The sequence below is a fragment of the Methylobacterium sp. 174MFSha1.1 genome (assembly GCF_900116815.1).
In the GTDB taxonomy this organism is placed as follows: domain Bacteria; phylum Pseudomonadota; class Alphaproteobacteria; order Rhizobiales; family Beijerinckiaceae; genus Methylobacterium.
Genome location: NZ_FPCB01000012.1, coordinates 159394 through 183801, shown reverse-complemented (window position 1 = coordinate 183801; position 24408 = coordinate 159394). Strand labels below are relative to the sequence as shown.

The 24408-nt window shown below is 71.3% G+C and carries 25 protein-coding genes; 10 read left to right on the top strand and 15 right to left on the bottom strand.

All coding sequences use genetic code 11. The annotated features are described in order from the left end of the window. Positions 1-285: 285 nt before the first annotated feature. Complete coding sequence (locus BM430_RS11720; protein ID WP_093567433.1) at positions 286-2034, bottom strand: ATP-binding response regulator; 1749 nt, start codon at positions 2032-2034, stop codon at positions 286-288. Positions 2035-2359: 325 nt separating this feature from the next. On the opposite strand from BM430_RS11720, the gene BM430_RS11715 reads away from it, so the two are divergent. The 4 genes from BM430_RS11715 to BM430_RS11700 all read left to right on the top strand — a co-directional run bounded on the left by BM430_RS11715 (position 2360) and on the right by BM430_RS11700 (position 5003). Then, positions 2360-2587, top strand: a complete 228-nt coding sequence (locus BM430_RS11715; protein WP_093567432.1) for a hypothetical protein — start codon at positions 2360-2362, stop codon at positions 2585-2587. Positions 2588-2790: 203 nt separating this feature from the next. Beyond that, on the top strand, positions 2791-3549 hold the full coding sequence (locus BM430_RS11710) for a response regulator (RefSeq protein WP_093567431.1): 759 nt from the start codon (positions 2791-2793) through the stop codon (positions 3547-3549). Between the two features lie 148 nt (positions 3550-3697). Continuing rightward, on the top strand, positions 3698-4537 hold the full coding sequence (gene cysE, locus BM430_RS11705) for a serine O-acetyltransferase (protein WP_093567430.1): 840 nt from the start codon (positions 3698-3700) through the stop codon (positions 4535-4537). A 253-nt stretch (positions 4538-4790) separates the two neighbouring features. Then, complete coding sequence (locus BM430_RS11700) at positions 4791-5003, top strand: DUF3126 family protein (RefSeq protein ID WP_093567429.1); 213 nt, start codon at positions 4791-4793, stop codon at positions 5001-5003. A 37-nt stretch (positions 5004-5040) separates the two neighbouring features. On the opposite strand, the gene BM430_RS11695 is transcribed toward BM430_RS11700, so the two are convergent. Further along, the gene (locus tag BM430_RS11695) at positions 5041-5748 is read right to left on the bottom strand and encodes a hypothetical protein (protein WP_143132010.1); all 708 of its coding nucleotides are present in this window, start codon (positions 5746-5748) and stop codon (positions 5041-5043) included. 252 nt (positions 5749-6000) lie between these two features. Between BM430_RS11695 and BM430_RS11690 the strand changes: the two genes are divergently transcribed. Further along, positions 6001-6330, top strand: coding sequence for a DUF6949 family protein (locus tag BM430_RS11690; protein ID WP_093567427.1), 330 nt, complete (start codon positions 6001-6003; stop codon positions 6328-6330). A 285-nt stretch (positions 6331-6615) separates the two neighbouring features. Here BM430_RS11690 and BM430_RS11685 read toward each other — a convergent pair whose 3' ends face one another. The 4 genes from BM430_RS11685 to BM430_RS11670 form a co-directional block, all read right to left on the bottom strand. Further along, complete coding sequence (locus BM430_RS11685; protein ID WP_093567426.1) at positions 6616-7323, bottom strand: transglutaminase-like cysteine peptidase; 708 nt, start codon at positions 7321-7323, stop codon at positions 6616-6618. Between the two features lie 146 nt (positions 7324-7469). Next, positions 7470-8069 (bottom strand): transglutaminase-like cysteine peptidase, encoded by a 600-nt coding sequence (locus tag BM430_RS11680; RefSeq protein ID WP_244539451.1) that lies wholly within the window; start codon positions 8067-8069, stop codon positions 7470-7472. A 227-nt stretch (positions 8070-8296) separates the two neighbouring features. Beyond that, positions 8297-8803 carry a xanthine phosphoribosyltransferase gene (gpt, locus tag BM430_RS11675; RefSeq protein WP_093567425.1) on the bottom strand — a complete coding sequence of 169 codons (507 nt, stop codon included), beginning with the start codon at positions 8801-8803 and terminating at the stop codon, positions 8297-8299. A 2-nt stretch (positions 8804-8805) separates the two neighbouring features. Continuing rightward, positions 8806-9558, bottom strand: a complete 753-nt coding sequence (locus tag BM430_RS11670) for a competence/damage-inducible protein A (RefSeq protein ID WP_093567424.1) — start codon at positions 9556-9558, stop codon at positions 8806-8808. Positions 9559-9699: 141 nt separating this feature from the next. Here BM430_RS11670 and sfsA point away from each other — a divergent pair, with 141 nt between their 5' ends. Further along, positions 9700-10407 carry a DNA/RNA nuclease SfsA gene (sfsA, locus tag BM430_RS11665; protein ID WP_093567423.1) on the top strand — a complete coding sequence of 236 codons (708 nt, stop codon included), beginning with the start codon at positions 9700-9702 and terminating at the stop codon, positions 10405-10407. A 4-nt stretch (positions 10408-10411) separates the two neighbouring features. Here the strand turns inward: sfsA and BM430_RS11660 are convergent, their stop codons facing one another. Then, positions 10412-10846 (bottom strand): hypothetical protein, encoded by a 435-nt coding sequence (locus BM430_RS11660; protein WP_093567422.1) that lies wholly within the window; start codon positions 10844-10846, stop codon positions 10412-10414. 225 nt (positions 10847-11071) lie between these two features. Between BM430_RS11660 and BM430_RS11655 the strand changes: the two genes are divergently transcribed. Beyond that, positions 11072-13156: a methyl-accepting chemotaxis protein gene (locus tag BM430_RS11655; RefSeq protein WP_244539445.1), complete on the top strand. Its 2085-nt coding sequence runs from the start codon at positions 11072-11074 to the stop codon at positions 13154-13156. Positions 13157-13176: 20 nt separating this feature from the next. Here the strand turns inward: BM430_RS11655 and BM430_RS11650 are convergent, their stop codons facing one another. The 4 genes from BM430_RS11650 to BM430_RS11635 form a co-directional block, all read right to left on the bottom strand. Further along, positions 13177-13803 carry a hypothetical protein gene (locus BM430_RS11650; protein ID WP_093567421.1) on the bottom strand — a complete coding sequence of 209 codons (627 nt, stop codon included), beginning with the start codon at positions 13801-13803 and terminating at the stop codon, positions 13177-13179. After that, positions 13781-14305, bottom strand: a complete 525-nt coding sequence (locus tag BM430_RS11645) for a c-type cytochrome (RefSeq protein ID WP_093567420.1) — start codon at positions 14303-14305, stop codon at positions 13781-13783. Before BM430_RS11645 ends, BM430_RS11650 begins: the two co-directional genes overlap by 23 nt. A 75-nt stretch (positions 14306-14380) precedes the next feature. Beyond that, positions 14381-16150 carry a PQQ-dependent dehydrogenase, methanol/ethanol family gene (locus BM430_RS11640; protein ID WP_093567419.1) on the bottom strand — a complete coding sequence of 590 codons (1770 nt, stop codon included), beginning with the start codon at positions 16148-16150 and terminating at the stop codon, positions 14381-14383. Positions 16151-16250: 100 nt separating this feature from the next. Next, the gene (locus BM430_RS11635; RefSeq protein WP_177303023.1) at positions 16251-16604 is read right to left on the bottom strand and encodes a copper chaperone PCu(A)C; all 354 of its coding nucleotides are present in this window, start codon (positions 16602-16604) and stop codon (positions 16251-16253) included. Positions 16605-16956: 352 nt separating this feature from the next. Between BM430_RS11635 and BM430_RS11630 the strand changes: the two genes are divergently transcribed. The 3 genes from BM430_RS11630 to BM430_RS11620 all read left to right on the top strand — a co-directional run bounded on the left by BM430_RS11630 (position 16957) and on the right by BM430_RS11620 (position 20545). After that, positions 16957-17403 (top strand): cupin domain-containing protein, encoded by a 447-nt coding sequence (locus BM430_RS11630; RefSeq protein ID WP_093567417.1) that lies wholly within the window; start codon positions 16957-16959, stop codon positions 17401-17403. 68 nt (positions 17404-17471) lie between these two features. Continuing rightward, on the top strand, positions 17472-18257 hold the full coding sequence (locus BM430_RS11625; RefSeq protein WP_093567416.1) for an SDR family NAD(P)-dependent oxidoreductase: 786 nt from the start codon (positions 17472-17474) through the stop codon (positions 18255-18257). Between the two features lie 149 nt (positions 18258-18406). Beyond that, complete coding sequence (locus BM430_RS11620; RefSeq protein WP_093567415.1) at positions 18407-20545, top strand: TonB-dependent receptor; 2139 nt, start codon at positions 18407-18409, stop codon at positions 20543-20545. Between the two features lie 241 nt (positions 20546-20786). Here BM430_RS11620 and BM430_RS11615 read toward each other — a convergent pair whose 3' ends face one another. The 4 genes from BM430_RS11615 to BM430_RS11600 form a co-directional block, all read right to left on the bottom strand. Beyond that, positions 20787-21029, bottom strand: a complete 243-nt coding sequence (locus BM430_RS11615; RefSeq protein WP_093567414.1) for a hypothetical protein — start codon at positions 21027-21029, stop codon at positions 20787-20789. Positions 21030-21140: 111 nt separating this feature from the next. Next, positions 21141-21785 (bottom strand): TetR/AcrR family transcriptional regulator, encoded by a 645-nt coding sequence (locus tag BM430_RS11610; protein WP_093567413.1) that lies wholly within the window; start codon positions 21783-21785, stop codon positions 21141-21143. A 65-nt stretch (positions 21786-21850) separates the two neighbouring features. Beyond that, on the bottom strand, positions 21851-23032 hold the full coding sequence (gene pcaD, locus BM430_RS11605; RefSeq protein ID WP_093567412.1) for a bifunctional 3-oxoadipate enol-lactonase/4-carboxymuconolactone decarboxylase PcaDC: 1182 nt from the start codon (positions 23030-23032) through the stop codon (positions 21851-21853). A gap of 14 nt (positions 23033-23046) precedes the next feature. Then, a complete protein-coding gene (locus tag BM430_RS11600; RefSeq protein WP_093567411.1) occupies positions 23047-24405 on the bottom strand; it encodes a class-II fumarase/aspartase family protein in 1359 nt (452 codons plus the stop codon). Positions 24406-24408 lie beyond the last annotated feature (3 nt).

Here is a 24408-nt window from a genome sequence, read left to right as displayed (position 1 = left end):
ACCAGTGTGGTCCTGATCCTCCGCGTACAGCTCGGCTAGCATAGCCCCATCGAAAGGAGCGAGGTGCGGAAGCTCCTCGCTCCACTCCTGGGTCAGAATGTATGGGTCGGTGACGAACAGTCAACGCCGATCGGCCGGCTCATACGATTTTCGATTGATCGCTCGGCGATTGCTGCGCAATCGCTTTCGCGATGCGGAAATCGGCCTCGCTCACGTGTGTGGAGCCGTAGGCTCCACCGCGCGGGCTGGTGATACGATTTCCGAACTGATCGTCCGGAAATCGTATCACACTCCCTCTCCGGCACCGTTCGGCAACCGGATCGCGAAGGTGGAGCCCGGCTCGGGCGCGTGGGTCTCGGCCGTCGCCCGCCCGCCATGCAGTTCGGCGATCCGCTTGACGATCGACAGCCCGAGCCCTGTCGAGCCCTCGCCGGCGGTGGGCTTGGCCGAGAGGCGCTGGAAGCGGCCGAACAGCCGGCCGATATCCTCCGGCGACAGGCCGGGCCCGTGGTCGCGCACGGCGTAGACCGTCTCTCCGGCCTCCCGCGCCACCGTGACGACGATCTCGGCGCCCGTCGGCGAATACTTGATGGCGTTCGAAATCAGGTTGTCCATCGCCTCGCGCAGGCGCTCGGCGTCGCCGTGGAGCGTGAGACTGTCGGGGATGTCCGAGCGCAGGGTCTGGCCCTTGGTCTCGGCCAGCGGCGCGTTGGCCTGCGACACCTCCCGGGCGAGGGCGGCGAAGTCCACCGGCTCGCGGCGCAGCACGATGTCGAGGGCGTCGGTCATCGCGTCGGCGATGAGGGTCTCGATCATGCCGGTGAGGCGGCGCGCCGTCTCGCGGATATGGCCGATCTGGGCGTGCATCGCCTCGGCCGGCGGCGGCTTGGCCTCGATCATGTCGCCCAGCATCTCGGTCCGGCCGAGGATGACGGCGAGCGGGTTCTTCAGGTCGTGAGCCACCGTGCCCAGGATCTCGGTCTTGAGCTGGTTGGCGCGGCGCAGGTCCGAGCGCTGCATGGCGAGCCGGCGGTTGGCCCGCATCAGTTCGGCGGTGCGCTCCACCACCCGCTGCTCCAGGCCGATATTGGCCCGCTGCAACTGCTCGTAGAGGATCACGTTGTCGAAGGCGACCGACAGGCGCGAGGTGAACAGGCCGATGAGCGCACGGTCGGTCTCCGAGAGCGAGCGGTCCGCCTTCAGGAGCGCGACGATCTCGCTGCCGCTCGCGGTGTGGACGTAGAGGGTCGACCATCGGTCGCCGAAGGTGTGGCGCCGCTCGCTGAAGGCCTGGGCGACGATTCCCCGCACGTCGTCGTCGAGGGGGCGCTGGCCGTCGCCGCCGGCGAGGTGCTGGTAGCAGCCCGAGCCCGCGAGCACGCTGACCGCGTCCTGCGGGCCGGATTGCTCGCGCAGGACGAGGATGCCCTCGCAGGCGACGTTGAGCAGCGAGGAGACCTGGGTCAGCACGCCCTCGGCCAGCCGTTGCATCGACTTGTAGTCGAGCAGCATCGGCGCGGCGTCGATGATGATCTCCAGCCCGCGCCGGGTCTCCTCCAGGCGCTTGAGCTGCTGGTAGGCGCGGAGCGCCGCGGTCAGGCTGGTGAACAGCTTGTCGGCGGTAAGCTCGGTCTTCGCCTTGTAGTCGTTGATGTCGTAATCGACGATGACGCGCCGCTCCGGCGCCTGGCCGGGCTGGCCGGTGCGCAGGATGATGCGCACCGTGTCGTCCTTCAATTCGCGCCGGACGAAATCGACGAGGCGCAGGCCGGCATCGTCGGTCTCCATCACCACGTCGAGCAGGATCACCGCCATGCCGCGCCGCGCCGTCAGCAGGGAGCGGGCCTCGGCCGCCGAGTAGGCCGAGATCAGCTCGAGCCCGGCCCCGTCGAGCCCGTAGCCCGAGAGGGCGAAGCGGGTGCCCTCGTGCACCGCGGGGTCGTCGTCCACCACCATCACCGGCCAGGCGGCGGTTGGCTGGTCCGCACCGGGCTCGTCGTCCGGCAGCAGGAAGAGGATGTCGTCGTCGCTCATCGACCGTCCGTGCGCGCGGCCCCGGCCGCGCCGGCGGCGCGCGAAGCTTCGCGCCGGCATCCTGGCCGGGAGGACGCGAAACGACAAGGTCGCGCAAGGTCGTGACGGACGAACCGGCCCGCTCCAATATGATTTGTCGGGGCTCGACCGTTCGGCGGATCGACACCGCCGCCGCGCGACCCCCGATGACCGGGCTCTCGCCCGAGCGACGACACGGCACGTCGGGTGCGCGAGAGCACATCCCGCGCGACGACCTTCACCACGTAATGATCGTGCAACAGAGCCCGCCTACAAGCGCCGCGCTTGCAGAACAGGGAGGCACGCCATGCTTCACGTGGTCCCGGAACATGTCGGCGCGATCGCCGCTCCGCTGCCCGACGATGCGCCCTGGCAGCGCGATCTCGATGCCCTGGACGCGCTCCTGCAGGATTCGCGCCCGCGGCGCCCGAGCCGCGCCCAGATCGCCGCCCTGATCGAGGCCGAGGCGCCGGGCGCCCTCTCGGCCGCGTCCCGCGCCCGGATCGCCGAGCGGCTCGCCGGCATCCTCGCCTGATCCGAGCCCGGGGGGCGCGACGGATGGACCTGAGGACAAATTCCGTGCTGCAGCCCGGCCGGCGGCGCGGCACGTGGACGGAATGCGCCCAAGGCGGCATTGTCGTCACTGGCGACCCGGAGCTTCGGGGCCGCTGCGGCACGGGGGCGCGGAATGGTGGCGAGGCGGGGACGCGGGCGGTCGGCCCGTCCGGGAGCGGCGTGATGACGGGTGCCGCCCCGCACGTCGTGGTGGTCGACGACGAGCCCGATGCCCGCGCCATGGTGGGCGATTACCTGCGCATGCACGGGTTCGAGGTCAGCCTGTGCGACGGCGGCCGCGCCCTGCGCCGGCGTCTCGCCGAGGTCGCCCCCGACCTGATCGTCCTCGACCTCAACATGCCGGAGGAGGACGGGCTGTCGATCGTGCGCGACCTCAAGGGCCGTTCGACGATTCCCATCATCATGCTCACCGCCACCGCGAGCCCGATCGACCGGGTGGTCGGCCTCGAGCTCGGGGCGGACGATTACCTGCCCAAGCCCTGCGAGCTGCGCGAGCTGGTGGCGCGCATCCGCTCGGTGCTGCGCCGGGCGGCGCAGACGCGCGGCACCGCGCCCGAGGCGGCCCCGCCGGGGATCCCGCACGGGGTCCAGGCTCCGGCAAGGCAGGAGAACGGCGTCCGCTTCGGCCGGATGATCGTCGACACCGAGACCCTGCGCCTGCGCGACGAGGCCGGCACCGAGCAGATCCTGACCCGCTCCGAATACGCCCTGCTGAAGGCCTTCCTCGACAACCCCAAGCGCGTGCTGACCCGCGAGCGCCTGCTCGACCTCGCCGACGCCCGCGACCCGGAGGCGTTCGACCGGGCGATCGACGTGCGGATCAACCGCATCCGCAAGAAGGTCGAGCCCGACCCGGCCAATCCGCGTTTCATCAAGACCGTCAGGGGGATGGGCTACGTGTTCCGGCCCGACGGCGATTGAGCACGGGGCTGCCCCGCGGCAGGATTCCGCAACCCGGGTCTTGATCGAGGGCGGGGGCCTCGCCACGCTATTCCAGCACAATCCCGTCGCGCTATGTAGGGCGGACGAGGGAATCGTTCGCCCGTCGCCGCTGCCGAGGAGAAGGCCGTTGTCGCCCAGCCCCGCTCCCACCCTCTCCGGCGCCGATCCGGTCGCCGGCACCGTCGACCCGGTCTGGCGGCGGCTGCGCCAGGAGGCCGAGGCCGTGATGCGCGACGAGCCGCGCCTCGCCTCGTTCCTGTTCGCCAGCGTCCTCAACCACGCCACCCTCGAATCGGCGGTGGCGCACCGCGTCGCCTCGCGGCTCGGCCACCCGGCCCTGACCGCCGACCTGATCGCCCAAAGCTTCGGCGAGGCGGTGGCGGACGATCCCGGCATCGGCCAGGCTTTCCGGGCCGATATCGGCGCGGTGATCGACCGCGACCCGGCCGCCGGCCGGGCGATCGAGCCGGTCCTGTACTTCAAGGGCTTCCACGCCATCCAGGCCCACCGGCTGAGCCACTGGCTCTGGACCCGCGGCCGGCGCGACCTCGCGCTCTACCTGCAGAGCCGCTCGTCGGAGGTCTTCCAGACCGACATCCACCCGGCGGCGCGGATCGGCCGCGGCATCTTCCTCGACCACGCCACCGGCCTCGTCGTCGGCTCGACCGCGGTGATCGAGGACGAGGTCTCGATGCTGCACGACGTCACCCTCGGCGGCACCGGCAAGCAGGGCGGCGACCGCCACCCGAAGATCCGGCAGGGCGTGATGATCGGCGCCGGCGCCAAGATCCTCGGCAACATCGAGGTCGGCGCCCGCGCTCGGGTCGCCGCCGGCTCGGTGGTGCTCCAGGCGGTGCCGCCCTGCACCACGGTGGTGGGCGTGCCGGCCCGCGTCGTCGGCTCGGCGGGCTGCTCCGACCCGGCGCGGGCGATGGACCAGTTCATCCATCTGATGGACGGGATCTGACGGCCGGGCCGACTTGCCTTGCCGATTTGCCTTGCCACCCCTGCCTTGCCCGCCCGGCCTCGCCGTGGCAAGGCGGGGTCCCTACCGATCCGAGCCCCCGTGGACCGCCCGCGCGGCACGCCCGGCGGGGGAGGGTCGTCGTCGCATCCCGAGCCCGCCCGCGGCTCTCGGGGTCCTGGTTGAAGGCGGCCGAGGCCCGCGCCCGCTCGGGGCGCGGTCACGGCCGAGCCTAAAAGCACGTGAAGAGGCCAGCGTGAACAAGACCGAGATGACGAAGGTGGAAGGCTACCTTCGCCGCACTTTCGCCAACCACAACATCCGGCTCGTCGCCCGTCCCAAGAAGACGGATTCGGCCGAGGTCTATATCGGCGAGGAATTCGTCGGCGTGCTGTCGGTCGACGACGAGGATGGCGACCGCTCGTTCAACTTCTCGATGGCGATCCTCGACACCGACCTCGAAGAGTAGTCTTGGACAAGTAGTCCCGGCCGAGGATTTCCGGCCGTCAGGGGGTGGAGCCGAACAGCCGCTCCAGCCCCGCGAGGCCGGCGCTCCAGGAGGGCAGCCGGTCGGCCGAGAAGCGCAGGCGCAGGCTCACGCTGCCGACCCGGATCTCGCTAAGGCAGGCGGCATCCGGCTCGGGCACCCGTCCGGTGGCGCAGCGCACCGCGAACCGGCTGCCCTCGCCCTGCGCGAGATAGAGATCCTCGCCCTCGAACGGCGTGCCGGCCCGGAAGCGCCGGCGCATCAGGCCGTCGGTCAGCGGCTGCGCCTCGGCGGTCAGGAAGCGGGCGTAGCGCCGGGCCGGACTCAACGGGGCCTCGGTCTCGGGCGCCCGGGTCGCCGTCACCCGCATCAGGCCGGGCAGGGCGCTGCCGGTCAGCTCGGTCCACGGAATCGCGAGGTCGATTCGCTCGGACGTCGCCTCCGCGGCGGCGACGGGCCGCACGATCCAGGCCGCCGGCAGGACCAGGGGCCGGGCGGCGAGGGTGCTCACCACCACCGGCCCGGCCGGAGCCATCGGGCGGGCGAGCCAGGCCGCGACGACGCCCGTGAGGGCGAGCGAGCCGGCGAGGCCCAGGGCCGCCGCCAGGATCAGGCGCCGGTCGACCGGATGGCCGGCGACGGGCGGAACGGCGGGCCGGCCGACCCGCCCCGCATGCATCACGTCCCGTTCGAGTCGCGCCACGGTGGCGCTCAGTGCAGGCCCCATGGCGCCCGCCTCCGATTCGTTCGATCGATGCCCGGAGCGGGCATGTCCCGGAACGTTCGGCTCCGACCGTTAACGGCTCCTTACCGGAACTCGGGCACGGGGTGATTTTCTGTGGCACGGGCGACCCATGCCGAGGGGAATCCCGCAACGGGACCAGCCGCAAAGATCTGTGGATAACGAAAAATTAACCATAACCCCAAATCGCACCTGGCGCAGGGTGGGACGAACGCGGCTACCGGAGTTTAACCTCCCATGAACCTCTCGCCCTCCGCCCTCGAGAACATCCAGACCCTGGTGCTCGGCCTCGCCTTCGCGGGACTGCTGGCGAGCGCCTTCGAATGGGCGACGGCGCGGCGCGCGAGCTTCGGCCTCCTGTCGGGCGGCGGCCTCGTGGCCATCGCCTCCCTGCCGGTCCTCGCTTTCGGGGCACCGTTCATCATCCTGCGCAACACCGTGCGCGGCCGGCGCATCGAGGGGCGTCCGATCCCCTTCGTGATGCTGGCGACGATGCTGGCCTGCGGCTGGAGCCTGGTCTCGGGCCGGGTGGTGCTCGATCTGGCGCACTTGGTTTCGGGCGCCTGAGGGGCTGTCCGATCCGCCTCCTCGTTTCAAACGCTCAGGGTCAGTCCGGGGCCGCGCAGCGGAGACCGGAATCCAGAACCGCGGATGGTTCAGGATCGGGCGGAGGCCGTTCCGCCTTTTTCTGACACACCCGAGTGTCTGGATTCCGGGCTCCGCTGCGCGGCCCCGGATTGACGAGGAGATTTGTAAACGCGGTGGGAAGCCAACGAATAGGCGCCGAGCGTCTATCGAGAGGGGGCAGGCTGCCCATTCTCGTCCACTCGGACCGGCGTCTAGGCGCCCCCGTCAGCGGTTCGCCGTGGTGACCGGCGACGTCACACCGTTGAGCGCCACCCAGGCGAGGCCGTCCTGGCCCTCGCGCTTCACGTAGGTGTAGCCGGTGCGCTGCCAGGGCAGGATCGCGTTGGTCTTGTTGTCGAGGATGTAGTCGCCGCGGTCGGTGCGGACCATCAGGACCGCGTGGCCCTCGCCGATCTCGTCGATCACCACGGTCATCCGCAGGGCGCGGCGGGCAAGCCCGCGCTCCACCAGCATCCGGCGCTTGAGGAGCTGGTAATCCTCGCAATCGCCCATGCCGTCATCGGGGAAGTCCCAGCGGTCGACGACGCCCCAATGGTCCTGGTCGATCACCGGGCGGATGCGGCCGTTGACGCGCCGGTTCACCGCCATCAGCGTGCGCCACAGGGCCGGCGTCATCGTCAGCGTGGTCGGCTCGCTGGTGTCGACGGCGCATTCCGCCGGGTAGCGGGTGCAGAAATCGGTCCAGGCGCTCACGGGCTTCGCCGCCCCGCCGCGCTCGATCGCCACGCTGGCATCGGGCAGGGCCGCGAGGGTCTGGGTCTGCCCCTGGGCGGTCGCGCCGCCGATCAGCAGCAGCGTGCCGAGAAGTCCCAGCTGCGCCGCACGGGCGCCGCGCTTCAGGAGGCCCTGGCGATCGACATGCCGCACGTCGACATGGCTCGCCCGGCCGAGGCCGTCCATCACTGCCCGCATTGCCCCATCGACTCGTCGCTTGGTTCTTGCATCCAAGCTGCCACGGGGGCGGACGGCGCTCAACCGAAAAATTTAAACCCTGGTAAACGCCCCTGCCGCACTTTGGTTCCAATTCGGTACGCAGATTCTTCGACTGATTCGTCCCCTCACCGATTGGCGGTGACGGTCGGGGCGGTGGCACCTCCCAAGGACACCCAGGCGGTCGCGTCCTGCGATTCGCGCTTGATGAAGGTGTATCCGGTCTTGTGCCAGGGCAGCACGGCGCTGGTCTTGTTGTCGAGGACCAGATCGCCGCGGTCGGTGCGCAGCATCAGCACAGCGTGGCCCTCGCCCTTCTCGTCGATCACCACCGTCATCCGCATCGCGCGGCGCGGCAGCCCGGCCTGGGCCAGGAGCTTGCGCTTGAGGAGCTGGAAGTCCTCGCAATCGCCCGAGCCGTCCTCGGCCAGGTCCCAGCGGTCGGGCACGCCCCAGTGCTCCTGGTCGGTGACGGCGCGCAAGCTGGTGTTGACCTGGCGGTTGATGCCGGTGACCGTCTGCCACAGCCGCGGGGTCAGGGTGACCTGCGCCGGCTCGCTCGCATCCACCGCGCATTCCGACGCGTAGCGGGCGCAGAACTCGACCCAGCCGACGATCGGCCGGGCATGGCCGAGATCCGGGGCGCCGGCGCTCGGCATCGGCAGGGCGGCGAGGGTCTGGGCCGCCGCCTCGTTGCCCGGGGCCGACACCAGGGCCGCCGCGAGCATGCCGGCGCCGACCAGAACCCGCTTCACCTGCCGCTCGAAACCCGTGGTCATCTGCGCCATCCCCTTCGTTACGAAGGAGATTGGCCCCCGACCTGCTCGGCGGCGCTGAAATGGATCCGCGCAATTTTATCGATCGGACCGGCCCTGATGTGGTCCCGCGGACAGGACCAAAACCTCGCTCATCGGGTCCGGCGCATTCGCCGGACCGCGTTAGGGGTCGGAATACCTTAACCGGACGTTCCGGGCTGGATCGGCGCCTGGTACGTCAGGCCCATGTCCCACGGGAAGTAGATCCAGGTGTCCTGGCTCACCTCGGTGACGAAGGTGTCGATCAGGGGCCGGCCGGCGGGCTTGGCGTAGACCGTGGCGAAATGCGCCTCCGGCAGCATGGCGCGCACCACTTGGGCGGTCCTGCCGGTGTCGGTGAGGTCGTCGAGGACCAGCACGCCGCGGCCCTTGCCCTCGCCGATCGCCCGGATGCTCGGCGCCACGTCCTTGAGCACCTTGAGGGCGCTCTGCTCCTGGTAGTCGTGGTAGCTCGCCACGCACACCGTCTCGACCAGCCGGATGCCGAGCTCGCGCGCCACGATCGCGGCCGGCACCAGCCCGCCGCGGGTGATGCACACGATGGCCTCGAACGGGCCGGCGCCGGCGAGACGCCAGGCCAGCGCCCGGGCGTCGCGGTGGAACTGGTCCCAGGAAACCGGGAAAGCCTTGTCGCTCGGGGAAGCCATCGTCAGGTCCGTTCGGCTTGCAGGCGCGAGAGCAGCGCCTCGATCTCGGTGCGCGCCGCAGCGAGCGCCTCCGGCTCGCGCCCGCGCACCACGATCTGGTTGCGGAATCCCGCCGGGGTCATCGACGGATAGGAACCGATCGAGACGCCGGGATGCGCCTTGGCGATGAGCGCCAGGCCTTCGGCGTAGCCGCCCTCCGGCAGGTTGCCGGCCTCGATCGTCTCGGCGGTGACCCGCGCCCCGGTCTTCAGCCGCGGGGCGACCGAATCCATCATCGCCTGCATGATCGAGGGCACGCCCGCCATCACGATGACGTTCTCGATCATGAAGCCCGGCGCCTTCGAGATCGGGTTCTCGACCAGCTCGGCCCCGAACGGGATCCGGGCCATGCGCAGGCGGGCCTCGTTGAGGTCCTCCGGCTTGATCCGCTCGAGCAGCATGGCCTTCGCCCGCGGGTCGACGTCGATGCCGACGCCGAGGGCTTGGGCCACGCAATCGGCCGTGATGTCGTCGTGGGTCGGCCCGATCCCGCCGGTGGTGAACAGGTAGGTGTAGCGGCCGCGAAGCGCGTTCACCGCCGCCACGATCTCCTCGGCCACGTCCGGCACCACCCGCACCTCGCGCAGGTCGATGCCCGAATTGGTCAGGTACTCGGCGATGTAGCCGATGTTCTTGTCCTTGGTGCGTCCGGACAGGATCTCGTCGCCGATGACCAGGATGGCGGCCGTGACCGGGGCGGGGCTGGCGTCAGGCATCGTGCGGTTCTCTTCGGCTGCCCGCCGCCGCGGCGGCGACAGGGTTACGCCCGCCTTATCGCGACGCCTCCCGGGGCTCAAGCGTGACACCCAGGCCCGCGCCGGTTAAGCGCCGGACATGCCCATCGAATCCGTGATCTCATGCGCTTTCCCGGCCCGCTGACCGAGGGGCGGCTGCTGCGCCGCTACAAGCGCTTCCTCGCCGATGTCGAACTGGCGGATGGCCGCCTCGTCACCGCGCATTGCGCCAATCCGGGGGCGATGCTGGGGCTCGTCGAGCCGGGCCGGCCGGTGCTGCTCTCGGCCTCCACTAATCCGGCGCGCAAGCTCGCCTGGTCGTGGGAGCTGGTCGAGGCGGACCTGCCCGGCGGGCCGCAATGGGTCGGCATCAATACCGCCCGGCCGAACGCCCTGGTGGCCGAGGCCTTTCACGAGGGGCGGCTTCCGCCGCTCGCCGGCGCGACGTCCTGGCAGGCCGAGGTCGCCTACGGCCGCGCGAGCCGGGTCGATTTCCTGGCCGGCGACGCCGCCGGGCCGATCCATGTCGAGGTGAAGAACTGCCACCTGATGCGCCGGCCCGGCCTCGCCGAGTTCCCTGACTGCGTCGCCGCCCGCAGCGCCCGCCACATGGACGAGCTCGCCGAGGTGGTGCGCCAGGGCGGCCGCGCCCTGGTGCTCTGGGTGGTGCAGATGCGGGCCGACCAGTTCTCGGTCGCGGGCGACCTCGACCCGGGCTTCGACGCCGCGTTCCGGCGCGCCCGGGCGGCGGGCGTAGCGGCCCACGCCTTCACCTGCCGGGTCGACCGGACGGAGGTGACGATCGGTGAGGAGATCCCGATCGTCGCGTGAGGCGCTACCAGCGCCCCGGGCCGGGCTCGTCGTCCCCGTGCCGGTGGCGGTGCCAGGGCGGAGGGCCGTCCCGGTAGCCGCCCTCGCGATAGCCACCCTCGCGATAGCCCGGGCCCTCGTCGCAGACCCGCACCCGGCGCACCAACTCGTCGCCATAGGCGTCGATGCGGCGCTTGACGAAGACCCGGCACGGGCCAGGCCCCTGCACGAAGCGCGGCGGGGGAGGGGGTGGAGCGCGCCACTCGCTCCGTCCCTCGAAGCGGGGCGGCGGATCTTCGTCGAGGTCGGCCGCAGCCACCGGGCCGGCGAGGGCCAAGACGGTGAGAATTTGGAGAGCAACGGCACCGAGGACGAGGCGGGCGGTCGGGCGCGGGGGGCGCACGGTCATGGCGGGCGGCTCTTGGCTGGCGAAGCGGGGGGCGGTGGTGACCGCCGGCATGGGAGCATCCTCGCGGACCGGCGTTGAACCGCGGCTGAAGCGGCCGTTGCCCGGCAGACAGGTTGCGGCGGGCGGGGCCGCCCGCGCCGCCCCCGCGCACGGGCGCACCAGGATTCGTGCGCAAGACTCGTGGGACGGTGATCAGAATTGGACTGCCGGTCCCCTTCGGTAAGGTTTGATTAGACCGGCTGACCTACCCTTGCGCTCACGGGGGAACCGCCACTCATGAGCATCAAGCGGCTTTTATTCTCATCGATCGTGACGATCGGCGCGATCGCCTGCGTCCTGGCCGCCAGCATGGCGCTGCTTCACCGGTCCCGGATCAACGAGATCGATCGCGGCCTGCTCCGCCTCGACGTGGTGCGGGCCCTCTCGGCGATCCCGCAATCCGTCAACATGGAGCGCGGGCTGTGGGGCCTGCTCCTGCCGGCGGCATCCCTCGACGAGGCCTCGCGGCATACCGGGCTCGCCGACCTGCGCCGCCGCTCGGACGAGGCCGTGGCCGCGCTGCGCCGGGCGGTCGAGGCCGGTGCCGCGGCCCTGCCGGAGGCGGGCCCGCTCCAGGCGCGGGCCGCGGAGATCGAAGCCGCCTTCGGTGCATCCCGCCAGCTGGCGCGGGACCGGCTCGCCCTGCCGCCGGAGCAGCGCGGCGACGGGGCGGGTGCCCTCGGCAAGGCCATGGCCGAAATCAGCGACAAGGCCGCCGCTACGGCCGGCGAGCTGACGCGCGACCTCGCCGCGGCCGACGGCCGGGCCAACCGCTGGATCGCCGTCGCCGGCATGGCCGGCGACCTGCGCGACATCGGCGGACGGCAGGCCGGCTTCCTCCAGAACCTCGTCGTGCCCCGCAAGCCGGTGACGCAAGCGCAACGGGTCGAGTTCTGGACCTTCCAGGGCCGCGTCGACCAGCTCCTCGCCGGCCTCGAGAAGGCGGCGGCCGATCCGGCCGCCGGCGAGGCGGTGGCGACCGCCATGCAGGGGATGCGCCGCGGCTACGTCCAGGTGTTCTCGGAACTGAAGAAGGACCTGCTGCCCCATTTCGACACCGGCGCCTTCCCGCTCGACGGGACGGGCTACCGCGAGCGGGCGGTGCCGATCTGGCCGCCGGTCCTGCGCCTGCGCGACACCGCCTTCGACCGGGCCGCCGCCATCCTGACCGAGCGTCGCGCGGAGGCCGAGGGCGGCTTCGCCCTCGCGCTCGCCGCCCTCGCGGCGACGGTCGCGGTCGGCCTCGGCGTGCTGGTCCTCGCGGCCATGCGGGTGATCCGACCCCTCACCGGCATGGCGCAGGCGATCGGCCGCGTCGCAAACGGCGATCTCGACGTCGCGATCCCGGGCGCCGGGCGCCGCGACGAGATCGGCGCGATGGCGGGGGCCGTCGCGGTGTTCAAGGACAGCCTCGTCCGCAACCGGGCGCTCGAGGCGGAGGCGTCCACCACCCGCGCCGGCGCCGAGGCGCGGCGCCGGGCCGACCTGCACCGGATCGCCGAGCAGTTCGAGGGGGCGGTGAGCGCCGTCGTCGGCGGCGTGGCGCAGGCCGCGGACGAGATGCAGGCGAGCGCCCAGACCATGGCGGCCACGGCCACCCGCACGGCCGACCGCAGCCACGCGGTGGCGGCGACCGCCGGCCACACCGCCGCCAACGTGCACACCGTCGCGGCGGCGGCCGAAGAACTCGGTTCGTCGATCGCCGAGATCAGCCGGCAGGTCGACGGCTCGGCCGATCTCGTCCGGGTCGCGGCGGCAGAGGCCGCGCAGACGGTCTCGCTGGTCCAGGATCTCAGCGGAGCCGCGGCCCGGGTCGGCGACGTCGTGGCGCTGATCTCCTCGATCGCCAGCCAGACCAACCTGCTGGCCCTCAACGCCACGATCGAGGCGGCCCGGGCCGGCCCGGCGGGCCGCGGCTTCGCGGTGGTTGCCGCCGAGGTCAAGGAACTGGCCGGCCAGACGGCGCGGGCCACCGAGGAGATCACGAGCCAGATCTCGGCGATCCAGTCCTCGACCGGGCGGGCGGTCGGCGCGATCGACGGGATCACGGCGCGGATCGAGGAGATTTCGGGGGTGGCGAGCGCGATCGCGGCGTCCGTGCAGCAGCAGGGGGCGGCGACGCAGGAGATCGTCCGCAACGTCGCCGAGGCCGCCGCCGGCACCGGCGAGGTCACCGGCACCATCGGCACGGTCGCCCGGACCTCGGAGGAGACCGGCGCCGCCGCCGCCCAGGTGCTGGCCTCGGCCGCGGCTCTGTCGCGGCGGAGCGAGCAGCTGAGCGGGGAGGTGGCGCAGTTCCTGGCGACGATCCGGGCGGCGTGATGCCAGGCGGGGCGGCGGCCCTACTTCGTCGCCGCCACCACGATCTTCGTGCGGCTGATGAAGGCGCGCGGGTCGGCGCCCTGATGGCCGTAGAGGTCGCGGGTCACCGTCACGCTCTTGCCCCCGAGGCTCTTGCGGCACTCCTCCTTGACGAAGGTCTCGCCGAGCGGCGTCTCGTCGCCGGCGGGCTTGCCCTCGGCGCAGGCCCAGCCGTCCTCGCCCCAGTGGCCGCGGGCCTGGATGCCGAGGAGGTGACCCTTCTTGCGCAGGTAGAGCGGCACCTGATCGTCGGTCTCGATCACCAGCCCGGCGATCCGGGCGTCGTCGCCGACGAGCAAGGTCAGCCGGGCCGGGTGCCCGGCGACCCGGGTGCCGTTGCGGGTGGTGTCGTCGGCGTAGACGAAGCCGATGGCGTGGCGTCCCGAGGCGTCCGCCGGGCAGGCGCGCCAGTCGCTCCAGGCCGCCAGCGTACGGGGCGGGCCCTCGCGGCAGGCGAGGTCGCCGTAGCCGTGGGCGGCGATCTCCGAGACCGGCATTCCGACCCGGAGGTCGCGCAGGTCCGCGACCTCGGGGCCGGCGGCGAGCGCCGGCCCGGCGCAGAGGAGAGCGGCGAGAACCGCAAGTTCAATGCGAGACGGCCGGGGCATCGGAGCCCTCCTTCTTGCGGTAGATGTCGCAGGCCCGGGACGTCGCACCGAAGAAGGCGGTGCATTCCTCGATCGTCGGGTCGCCCTTGCCCTTGAGCTGGGTGGTGACGTAGGTGGCGACCGCGTCGATCTCCGCCGGGCGCAGGAACACCGCGGTTTCGGGCGGCATGCTGCTGCCCATGTCGGCCTTGAGCGAATCGTAGCACTTCACCGAATCGTAGGCGCCGCGCAGGTGGTAGGGCATCCCGGTCCCGGGCCGGCCGCAGCGCACCACCTCGGCGACCTGCTCCTTGTCGAGCTGCGTCTTGCGCAGGGACAGGGCCTCGCCGCCATAGCCGCCCCCGCCGCCGCCGTGCCACTTGTGGCAGCCCGAGCAGGCCTTCTTGAACACCGCGAGATCGCCCTCGGCCGCGCCGGTCCGGGCCGATTGGGCCCAGGCCGAATTCAGCGACGCCGCACCCGAGGCGAGCGCGAGGCCGGCGACCAGCGCCGGCAACACCATTTTACGCATCCGCATCCGCATGAACCCCGTGAGCGGCGGGGCGCGTCGAGCGCCCCGCCTTGCAAGGACGCCCGGTCAGAGCGCGAAGACGTAGAGCATCGAGCCGGTCTGGATGTTCTTCAGCTCCGGGGTCGAATCGATGAACCACTTGTCCCAGGCGCCGCCGAGGCCGACCAGGATCGCGAGGTACTGCTTGCCGTCGACCGTGAAGGTCATCGGGGGCGCATTGACGCCGCCGCCGGTGCGGAACTCCCACATCTTGTCGAGGGTCTTGGCGTCGAGGGCCATCACGCCGCCCGAGGGCTCGCCGGTGAAGACGAGGTCCGGCGTCGCCAGCATGCCGCCGAGCAGCGGGAACTGGGTCTCGTGCTTGCCGGCGACCTTGCCGGTCTTCACGTCGATCGCCGTCACGCTGCCGGTGATCCGGAACGGCTGGCTCGGTCCGCCGCCGGTGAAGAACTCCCGCGGCTTCAGGTTGGCCTGCGTCATCGCCTCGTGGGTGACGCGGTTGCAGCTCTCGATGACCGGGATGTACCAGTATTGCAGGTTCGGGTTGTAGGCGGTCGGCGGCCAGTTCTTGCCGCCCATGTTGCCCGGGCAGAAATCGGCGTTCTTGTTCTCGGCGCTCGGCGTCGCCGCCGGGTTGTAGCGCTGCACGTCCTTGTTCGGATCGTACTCGAACGGCTTGCCGGTATCGGGGTTGATGCCCTTGGTCCAGGTCACCTTCTTGACGAAAGGCGTCGCCCAGACGAACTGGCCGGTGGTGCGGTCGACGGCGTAGCCGAAGCCGTTGCGGTCGGCCTCGATCGCGAGCTTGCGCCCGCCGACATCGACCAGGAGGTTCTCCGACACGCTGTCATAATCGTAGGGATCGTTCGGCGTGTGCTGGAAGTGCCACTTGATCTTGCCGGTCTTGGCGTCGAGGCCGAGCGTCGAGTCGGTGTAGAGGTTGTCGCCCGGGCGGTAGGCGTTGTCCCAGTCCGGGCCCGGATTGCCGACGCCCCACACGATCGTGTCGGTGTCGGGGTCGTAGGTGCCGGTGACCCAGGTCGAGCCGCCGCCGCTGACGGCCGCGTTGTTGTTGCCCTTCCAGGTCTCGTAGCCCGGCTCGCCCTTGCCCGGGATGGTGTGGGTGCGCCAGACCTCCTTCTCGGTCTTCAGGTCGGTGGCGGCGATCCAGCCGCGGATGCCGTACTCGGCGCCGCCGACGCCCGAGATCGCCATGCCCTTCACGATCAGCGGCGCGCCGGTGATCGTCTCGCCCTTGTCCGGATCGGCGACCTGGCGCTGCCAGGCGACCTGGCCGGTCTCCTTGTTGGTGGCGATCAGGCGCCCGTCGAGGGTGTGGCTGACCACGAGGTCGCCCCAGAGCGCGACGCCACGGTTGTTGACGCCGCAGCAGGCGACCGCGCCGGCCCATTCCCGGTCGGTCTTGGGGTCCATCTTCCAGAGGAGCTTGCCCTCGCCGCCGCGGGTGTCGATCTTGTAGACCGAGCCCCACCCGTCGGTGACGAACATCATGCCGTTCTCGACGATCGGCGTGCCCTCGAGTCCGCCATGGCTCCAGATGCCGCCGCCCTCGATGCCGCCGAGATGCAGCGTCCAGGCGACCTTCAGGTTCTTGACGTTGTCCTTGTTGATCTGGGTCAGCGTCGAGTAGCGGTGTCCGGCGAAATTCTTGTGGTGCTGGATCCAGTTGCCCTCCTCCTTGTCGGCGTTCAGCAGGCGCTCCTGCGTGACGCCGCCCTCGGCCGCGAGCGCCGGGGAGAGGGGCAGGGTGGTGGCCGCGAGGGCGGCGAGCGAGGTCGCGGCGAGGATGCGCCGCGCCGTACGGGACGTCGTCATGGGGTTTCCTCCTGGCGGCCTTTTGGTCTGTCCTCGCCTCGGCGCGGGCCGTCTCGCGGCCGGGCGTGTTAGGAAACTGTGCCTACTCGCGGCCTTGGTCTCAGGGGCCGGCGCGGACCTCCACCGGCACCTCGACGGAACCGGCCTTGCGGAAGCTCGCCGAGCAGGTGAAGCGCTCGCCCGCGGCCAGGGGCTGGCGGGTCTGGAGCAGCATCACGTGCATGCCCTCCGGGGTCAGCGCGGTCTCGCCCGATGCCTTGACGGCGATGGTCTGGACCGGGCGCTTCGAGGGCGGCCCCTCGCCGCCCTTGTCGACCGTCACGCGCTCGCTGAAATTCGCGAAGGGGCAGCGGAAGCGCACGAGGGAATCGGCTTCCGCGGCGCGGTTCATCACCGTCAGATGGAGGGGGATGTCCGACCCGACCTTCTCGGTGGGGGCGACGGAGGCGTGCACGACGTCGATGTCGCCGGCGATGGCCGGGACACAGCCTAGACACAAGGCAACGGCCGCGCCGTTCATCCAGTCAAAGGCGCGCCTCTTTAGCGGCATGGCGTTGCCGCCTCGGCGTCAAGGCGCGACATGGATGCTGACATCCACTCTCCTCCTCTATGATCAGCTTCGCCTTTTGGCGGCGAATTGCCCATGAGGGTAGCCGGCACCGGTGCTCCGTCAAGATCCGGGATTAATGCGCAACGGAAAATCGTCCGCGACCGATGCACACGGACCTGGCGTCGAGCCCCCTCCCGCCGGGGTGCGGACCGCGCTAGCTTGGACGGTTGACGCGAACGAACCGGGAGGGAGAACGATGGCCGAGACCGAAAATCCGGCGCGGGAGCGGGGCCGCTTCGACATCGGGGCGATCGCCGCCGCCCTGCCGGGAAGCGCCACCACGATGCTCGTCGACACCTACCTGACCGACCGGCCGGCGGCGAGCGCCCGGGTCTTTCGCGTCTACCGCCCGACGCCGGCCCATTACCACGCGGGCTGCGACGAGTACCTCTACGTGCTCTCCGGCCGCGGCACGTTCTGGATCGGCGATGCCTCCGACGAGGCGGAGTTCGGCCCGGGCCAGCTCCTGTTCTTCGAGCGCGGCGTGGTCCATGCCCTGCCGCAGCTCCTGGAGGAGCCGGTGGTCTTCCTCTCCGTCGACACGCCCCGGCGCGCGCCGGCCGACGTGATCTTCGTCGATCCCGCCGCCGGCTCGGCGCAGAGCTTCATGGCCCGCAACGCCCCGGGCGCCGATCCGGCTTGACCTCCTCGGACCTTGACCTTCTGGACCCCTGCCGCGATGCACGGGGCACAATGACGGGAGGATCCATGATGGCGGACGAGAGCAAGGTCGCGCTGGTCACCGGCGCGGCGCGGGGCATCGGTCTGGCGACGGCGCAGCTTTTCCTCGAAGAGGGCTGGCGGGTCGCGCTCCTCGACATCGACGGCGCGGCACAGGAGAAGGCCGTGGCCGCGCTCGGCCGGCCCGACGCCACCCTGGCGCTCACCGCCGACGTCGCCGACCCGGAGGCCGTGGCGGCGGCGGTCGCCGCCGTCGAGGCCCGGTTCGGCCGGCTCGACGCCCTCGTCAACAATGCCGGCACCGCGGTGTTCAAGCCGCTCCTCGACACCAGCCCCGCCGAATGGGCCCGGGTGCTCGCCGTCAACCTCACCGGCCCGTTCCTGTGCGTGCAGCAGGCGGCTCCCGTGATGGCGCGGGGCGGCGGCGGGGCGGTCGTCAACATCACGTCGATCTCCGGCCAGCGCGCCTCGACCCTGCGGGTCGCCTACGGCACCAGCAAGGCCGCGCTCAAGCACTTGACCAAGCAGCAGGCGGTCGAGCTCGCCCACCTGAACATCCGGGTCAACGCCGTGGCGCCGGGCCCGGTCGATACCGCGATGGCGAAGGAGGTCCACAGCCCGGCGATCCGCGCCGATTACCACGACGCCGTGCCGCTCAACCGCTACGGCCTGGAGCGCGAGATCGCCGACGCCATCGTCTACCTGTGCGGCCCGCGGGCGAGCTACGTCACCGGCCAGACGCTCGCGGTCGACGGCGGCTTCGACGCCGCCGGGATCGGGCTGCCGACCCTTCGGCGGGATCTGGCCGCCCGCTGAGGCCGCCGGATTTCGCCGCGGGCCGATACTCTCCCGTGTTGTAATAACGTTACGCTCGGCGCGCCTCATACGGGATGCGCCGAGTCTCCCCTTGCCAGCTCGCCGCGCGTCGCGTGAATGCAACGTTATACCATTCGTTGGGGGCGGGCATGGGCAAGGTAGGATCGTTCGGGGCGGGTCCGGTGCTGCTGGCGGCGGCCGTGACCCTCGCGGGGCCGGCCCGCGCCGAGGAGATCGCCCTCGACACAATCGACGTCGCCTCGCCGAGCCCGATCGCGGCGGCGCCGTCCGGCGGCGGGGCGGGGGTTCCGGGGACCTTCCCGGTCGGGGTGCTGCCGGTCGTCACGACCACCTTCTCGCCGGTCACGGTGGTGACCCGGGAGGACATCGTCCGCCAGCAGCCCCGGACCCTAGGCGACGCCCTGTTCGACCGGCCCGGCCTCTCCGCCACGACCTACGCCCCGGGGGCGGCGAGCCGGCCGATCATCCGCGGCCTCGACACCAGCCGGGTGCGGATCCAGGAGAACGGCATCGGCGTCCACGACGTCTCGGATCTCGGCGAGGATCACGCCGTGCCGATCAACCCGCTCGTCGCCAACCGCATCGAGGTGATCCGCGGCCCGGCCTCCCTGCGCTACGGCAGCCAGGCGATCGGCGGCGTGGTCTCGGCGGAGAACAACCGCATCCCGACGCTCGTGCCGCCGAACGGCATCGCCGGGCAGGTGACCACGGGCTATTCCTCGGTCGATAGCGGCCGCAACGCCGCCGCGACCGTGGACGCCGCCGGCCAGTCGGTCGCCTTCCACGCCGACGCGTTCAAGACAGCCGCCGACAGTTACGCGACGCCGCTCGGTATCCAGCGCAACTCGGCCAACGAGTCCCAGGGCGGCGCGGTCGGGATGTCGTACCTGTTCGATCGCGGCTTCGTCGGCCTGTCGTTCAGCCACTACGACGCGCTCTACCAGATCCCGGGCGGCGAGGCCGCGCAGAGCCGCACCCGCCTCGATCCGACCCAGGACAAGCTGCAAGCCAAGGGCGAGTACCGCCCGGTCGACGGGCCGATCGAGGCGGTCCGGTTCTGGCTCGGCGGCTCGACCTACAAGCACAACGAGATCGGCATCGGCGGCGACGGGATCGACGGCATCCAGGCGACCTTCAAGAGCCGCGAGGCTGAGGGGCGGCTCGAGATCCAGCACGTGCCGGTCCTCACCAGCCTCGGCACGCTGACCGGCGCGCTCGGACTCCAGGCCGACCGGCGGCTGATCGGCACCTCGGGCGAGGCCGGCGGCCTGCTCGCGCCGACCGATTCGCGCAGCAACGCCGTCTACCTGTTCGAGGAGCTGCGCCTGGAGCGGGGCCTGCGCCTCCAGGCGGCCGGCCGGATCGAGGGCGCGCGGTCCACCGGCACCGCGACGCTGTTTCCGGGCGATTACGTGCCGGTGGATGGCGAGGACCCGCTCGCCTACGGGCGCCGCCGCCGCTTCGCCCCGAAGAGCGCGAGCTTCGGCGTGCTGCAGGACCTGCCCGACGGCTTCGTCGCGAGTCTCACCGGCCAGTACGTCGAGCGCGCGCCCTCTGCCTTCGAGCTCTATTCCCGCGGGCCCCACGACGCGACCGAGACCTTCGAGATCGGCGATCCGAACCTGAAGAAGGAGCGCGCCCGCACCATCGAGGCCAGCATCCGCCGCGCCGTCGGCCCGTTCCGCCTCGATGCCACCGGCTACTACACGCGCTATACCGGCTTCATCTACAAGCGCTTGACGGGTCTGCGCTGCGGCGACGACTTTTCGAGCTGCGGCAGCGACGACGAGCTCGCCCAGGTCGTCTACTCGCAGCAGAACGCCACCTTTGCCGGCGCCGAGATCGGCTCGCAGCTCGATCTTCTCCCCATCGGCAACGGCTTCGCCGGCATCGAGGCGCAGTACGACTTCGTGCGCGCGACCTTCGACGACGGAACGTATGTGCCGCGCATCCCGCCGCACCGGGTCGGCGGCGGCGTCTTCCTGCGGGCGGAGGGCTGGTACGCGCGGGTGAACCTGCTCCACGCCTTCGCCCATACCGAGACCGCCCCCTACGAGACGCGCACGCCGGGCTACGACAACCTGCGGGCGGAGGTGAGCTACACCAAGGCATTCGATCCGGCGGTGACCGGCTGGAGCGAGGTGACGCTGGGCGTGCAGGGCACCAACCTGCTCAACGACGTGATCCGCAACTCGGCCTCGTTCAAGAAGGACGAGATCGTGCTGCCGGGGCGGAACGTGCGGGTATTTCTGACGGCGCGGTTCTGAAACTTATCGAGATGTCGTGACGCCCCTTTCCCGGACGACTGAAGCGTCAGCGGAAGGAGATCCGGGATCTAGCAGAAGAAGTGCCGCGAAGCGGCTCAGCATTCTGCAACGTTGCAGGGGGACGGACGCTTCGCGACTTCTTGTGCTGGATCCCGGGTCGCATTCCGCTGTCGCTGCATGCGCCCGGGAAAGGGCGTCGCGTTTAAACTTGCGGCCCTGCGGAAGGTCTTTCAGACCCTCCTCATCCCTTCTGCGGTCGCAACACCCCGTCGCTGGTCTTCGGATCCGGTGCCGGCGTCGTCGGCCGCACCGTGCCGGTCGAGTCCGCATCGCCCGGACGGACCTTCTCGGGCAGGGTCTCGTGGGGCGGCGGCATGTTGGGGGTCTGCTCGCGGCTGCGCTGCGGCGTGTCCGTGACCTGGGCCACGACCGGCGAGGCGGCCAGGACGGCGAGCAGGATGAGGCGGCTGGTGCCCCTGGTCATCGGGCTCTCCTCCAGAAGATGGCGTGTAGTCTTGGAAGAGTAATCGCCCTGCGCCGGATCCGGTTCCCGGCCGGGTCAGCGCCAGGATCAGCGCCAGGATCAGCGCCAGGATCAGCGCAACGCCAGCATCCCGATCACCGCATCGCCGACCATCCGCTTGTGGCGGGCGCGCAGGTCGGGCGCGTCGAGATCGACGGAAAAGATCGCCCCGAAGGTGTGGCGGTTCGAGACCCGGAAGAAGCAGAGCGCGCTGATCATCAGGTGCACGTCGAGGGGATCGACGTCGGCACGAAACAGCCCGTCGGCCTGCCCGCGGGCGATGATGTCGGTGATGGTCTGGATCACCCCGAGATTGAGCCCGCGGATCGTCTCTGAGCCCGACAGGTGCTCGGCCCGATGGATGTTCTCGATCGCCACGAGCCGGATGAAGTCCGGATGGGCGTCGTCGTACTCGAAGGTGAACTCGACGAGCCGGCGAATCGCCTCCGCGGGGCGTAAGTTGCCGAGGTCGAGGTCGGCCTCGACCTGGCGAATGTCGGCGTAGGCCTTCTCCAGCACCGCGAGGTACAGGCCCTCCTTGCCGCCGAAATAATAGTAGATCATCCGCTTCGAGGTGCGGGTGCGCTCCGCGATGGCGTCGACCCGGGCGCCGCTGAGCCCGAAGGCGGCGAATTCCTCGGTCGCCACCGCCAGGATGTCGGCCTTGGTCCGCTCGGGATCCTTGGTGCGGGAGGGGCGGGGCGTGACGGCGTCCATGATCTAACAATTAGGGGCGGCAGGATGAGCTTGCTCTATCATCCCGGCCGCCCCGGCGCATCGGCTCAGGCGAGTTCGTCGCCGAGTACCTCGCGGGCCCAGCGGAAGGCGCCGTTCGCCGCCGGCACGCCGGCATAGATCGCGGTCTGGATCAGCAGCGCCTGCAGCTCGGGAATGGTGACGCCGTTGCGCAGGGCCGGGCGGACATGGAGCTTGAACTCCTCCTCGCGGCCGAGCGCCACCATCATGGCCAGCGTCACGAAGGAGCGGGTCTTCCACGGGATGCGCGGATCGCCCCAGACTTCGCCCCAGGCGGTGCGGGTGATGAAGTCCTGCCACGGCCCGGCGAAGTCGCCCGCCGCGGCGAGCGAGCGCTCCACGTGGGCGTCGCCGAGCACGCTCTTGCGGTTCGAGAGCCCCGTCTCGAACGCCACCGCGCCGGTCGCCGTGTCCGGCGCCTCGCGGTGCCGGTCGAGGAAGCCGAGGAGGTGGGCGGCGGTGGCCGCCGGCTGCTCGACGGAGAGGAGGTGGGCGGCGTTCGGCAGCACCACCAGCTCAGCGTGGCGGATGCCGTCGCAGATCTCCTGCGCCATGGCCGGCGGCGTCGCCGGGTCGTCGCGCCCGGCGATCACCAGGGTCGGCGACGTGATGCGGTTCAGCACCGGGCGCAGGTCCATGCGGCCGATGGCGTTGCAGCAGACCGCGTAGCCCGCCGCATCCGTGTCGACGAATTGCTGGCGCACCGGCGCCACCGCGTCGGGGGAGGCGGTCGGGAAGTCGGGCGTGAACCAGCGGGTCATCGTCGCCTCGACGATCGCCGCCGTGCCCTTCGCCCGCACCAGCTCGGCGCGCTCGTTCCACGACGCCTCGCTCGGCATGAAGGCGGCGGTCGCCATCAGGGTCAGGCTGATGACGCGGTCCGGATGACGGCTCGCCGCCGCCTGGCCGGTCATGCCGCCGAGGGACAGCCCGACCACGTGGGCGCGGGGAATCTCAAGGGCATCGAGCAAGCCGACCAGGTCCTCGGCCAGATCCTCGACCTCGATGCGGGCGTCGCGCACCTGCGAGGCGCCGTGGCCGCGGGTGTCGTAGCGCAGCACCCGGTAGCGGCCGCGCAGGTGCGGCACGAGCGGGTCCCACATCGCCAGCGAGGTGCCGAGCGAGTTGGAGAAGACCACCACCGGCGCGCCGCTCGGGCCGGACAGCTCGTAGTTCAGAAGGGTACCGTTGGCCTCGATCTGGGGCATTGGGAACCTCGTGTTCAAGCGGAATGCAGGAAGGCGGCGAGGCGCGAGACCTCCGCCAGCGCCCGGTCGGCGGTGCGGGCCCCGGCGCGGATGGCGGGGGTCAAGTCGAAGGCGGGCTCAATGTCGGCGCCCGCCGCCTCGGGCCGGGCGCGCAACACCTCCCGGAGCGAGCCCTGGCCGTCGCGGACCGCGCCGGCGGCCTCCTCGACCAGGGCGTGGGCGGCCTTCGCGCCGATGACGGGACTGAGCCGGCTCGCGGCGGCGTCGGCGAAGAGCAGCCCTTGCGTGAGGTCGAGGTTGCGCTGCATCCGCGCCGGGTCGGGCACCAGCCCCTGCGCGAGGCCGCGCGCTTCACGGAGCGAGCCGGAGGCAAGGCCGAACAGGGTCGGCAGGGCGTGCCACTCGGCGTGCCAGGCGCCGGCCGGGCGCTCGTGGGCCGCCGCCATCCCGTCGAGGAGGGTCAGGCTCGTGCCCTTGGCGGCGCCGAAGGCCGAAAGAATCACCGTCGAGGAGACGGGGTTGCGCTTGTGCGGCATGGCCGAGGAGCCGCCGCGGCCCGGCACGTAGGGCTCGGCCACCTCACCGACCTCGGTGGTGGCCAGATGCGCGACGTCGGTGGCGAACTTGGCGAGCGCCCCCATCAGCAGGGTAAGCCACGAGCCGGTCTCGGCGATGCGGGCGCGCCGCGTGTGCCAGGGCGCGAGGTCCGGATGCAGACCGAGCGCGGCGGCGAAGCCGTCGCCGACCGCCTCCGCCGCCTCGCCGAGGCCGGCCAGCGTGCCGACTGGGCCGCCGAGGGAGGCGGTGAGCACCCGGTCGCGTAAGGAGGGCAGGAGCGCGGCCACCTCGGCGATGCCGAGCGCCCAGATCGCCGCCTTGAAGCCGAAGGTGACGGGTGCCGCGTGCTGGCCGTAGGTGCGCCCGACGCAGGGCGTCTCGCGATGCTGGCGGGCGAGGCCGGAGAGCCCGTCGAGGATCGCCTTCAGGTCGGCGGCGACGAGGTCGAGGGCGTCGTGGACCTGGAGCACCAGGGCGGTGTCGGCGATGTCCTGGGTGGTGGTCGCCTTGTGGAAGGCGGGCTCGAGTTCCGGCGGCAGCGCGCCCTGCACCGCCTTGACGAACGGGATCACCGGCACGCCCGACACGGCGGTGCGTCGGCCGAGGGCCGCCGGATCGAGGGCGGTCGACTTGACCGCCTCGATGGCGGAGCTGAGGGCGGCCGGCACGAGCCCGGCCTCCGCTTGCGCCCGGGCGAGGGCCGCCTCGGCCCGCAGCATCGCCGCCACCCGGGCCTCGTCGGCGAAGACGGCGCGCATGGCGTCCGTGGCGAAGAGGGGCCCGAGCAGGGCGGAGTCGAGGGCCGAGAGCGTCATCGG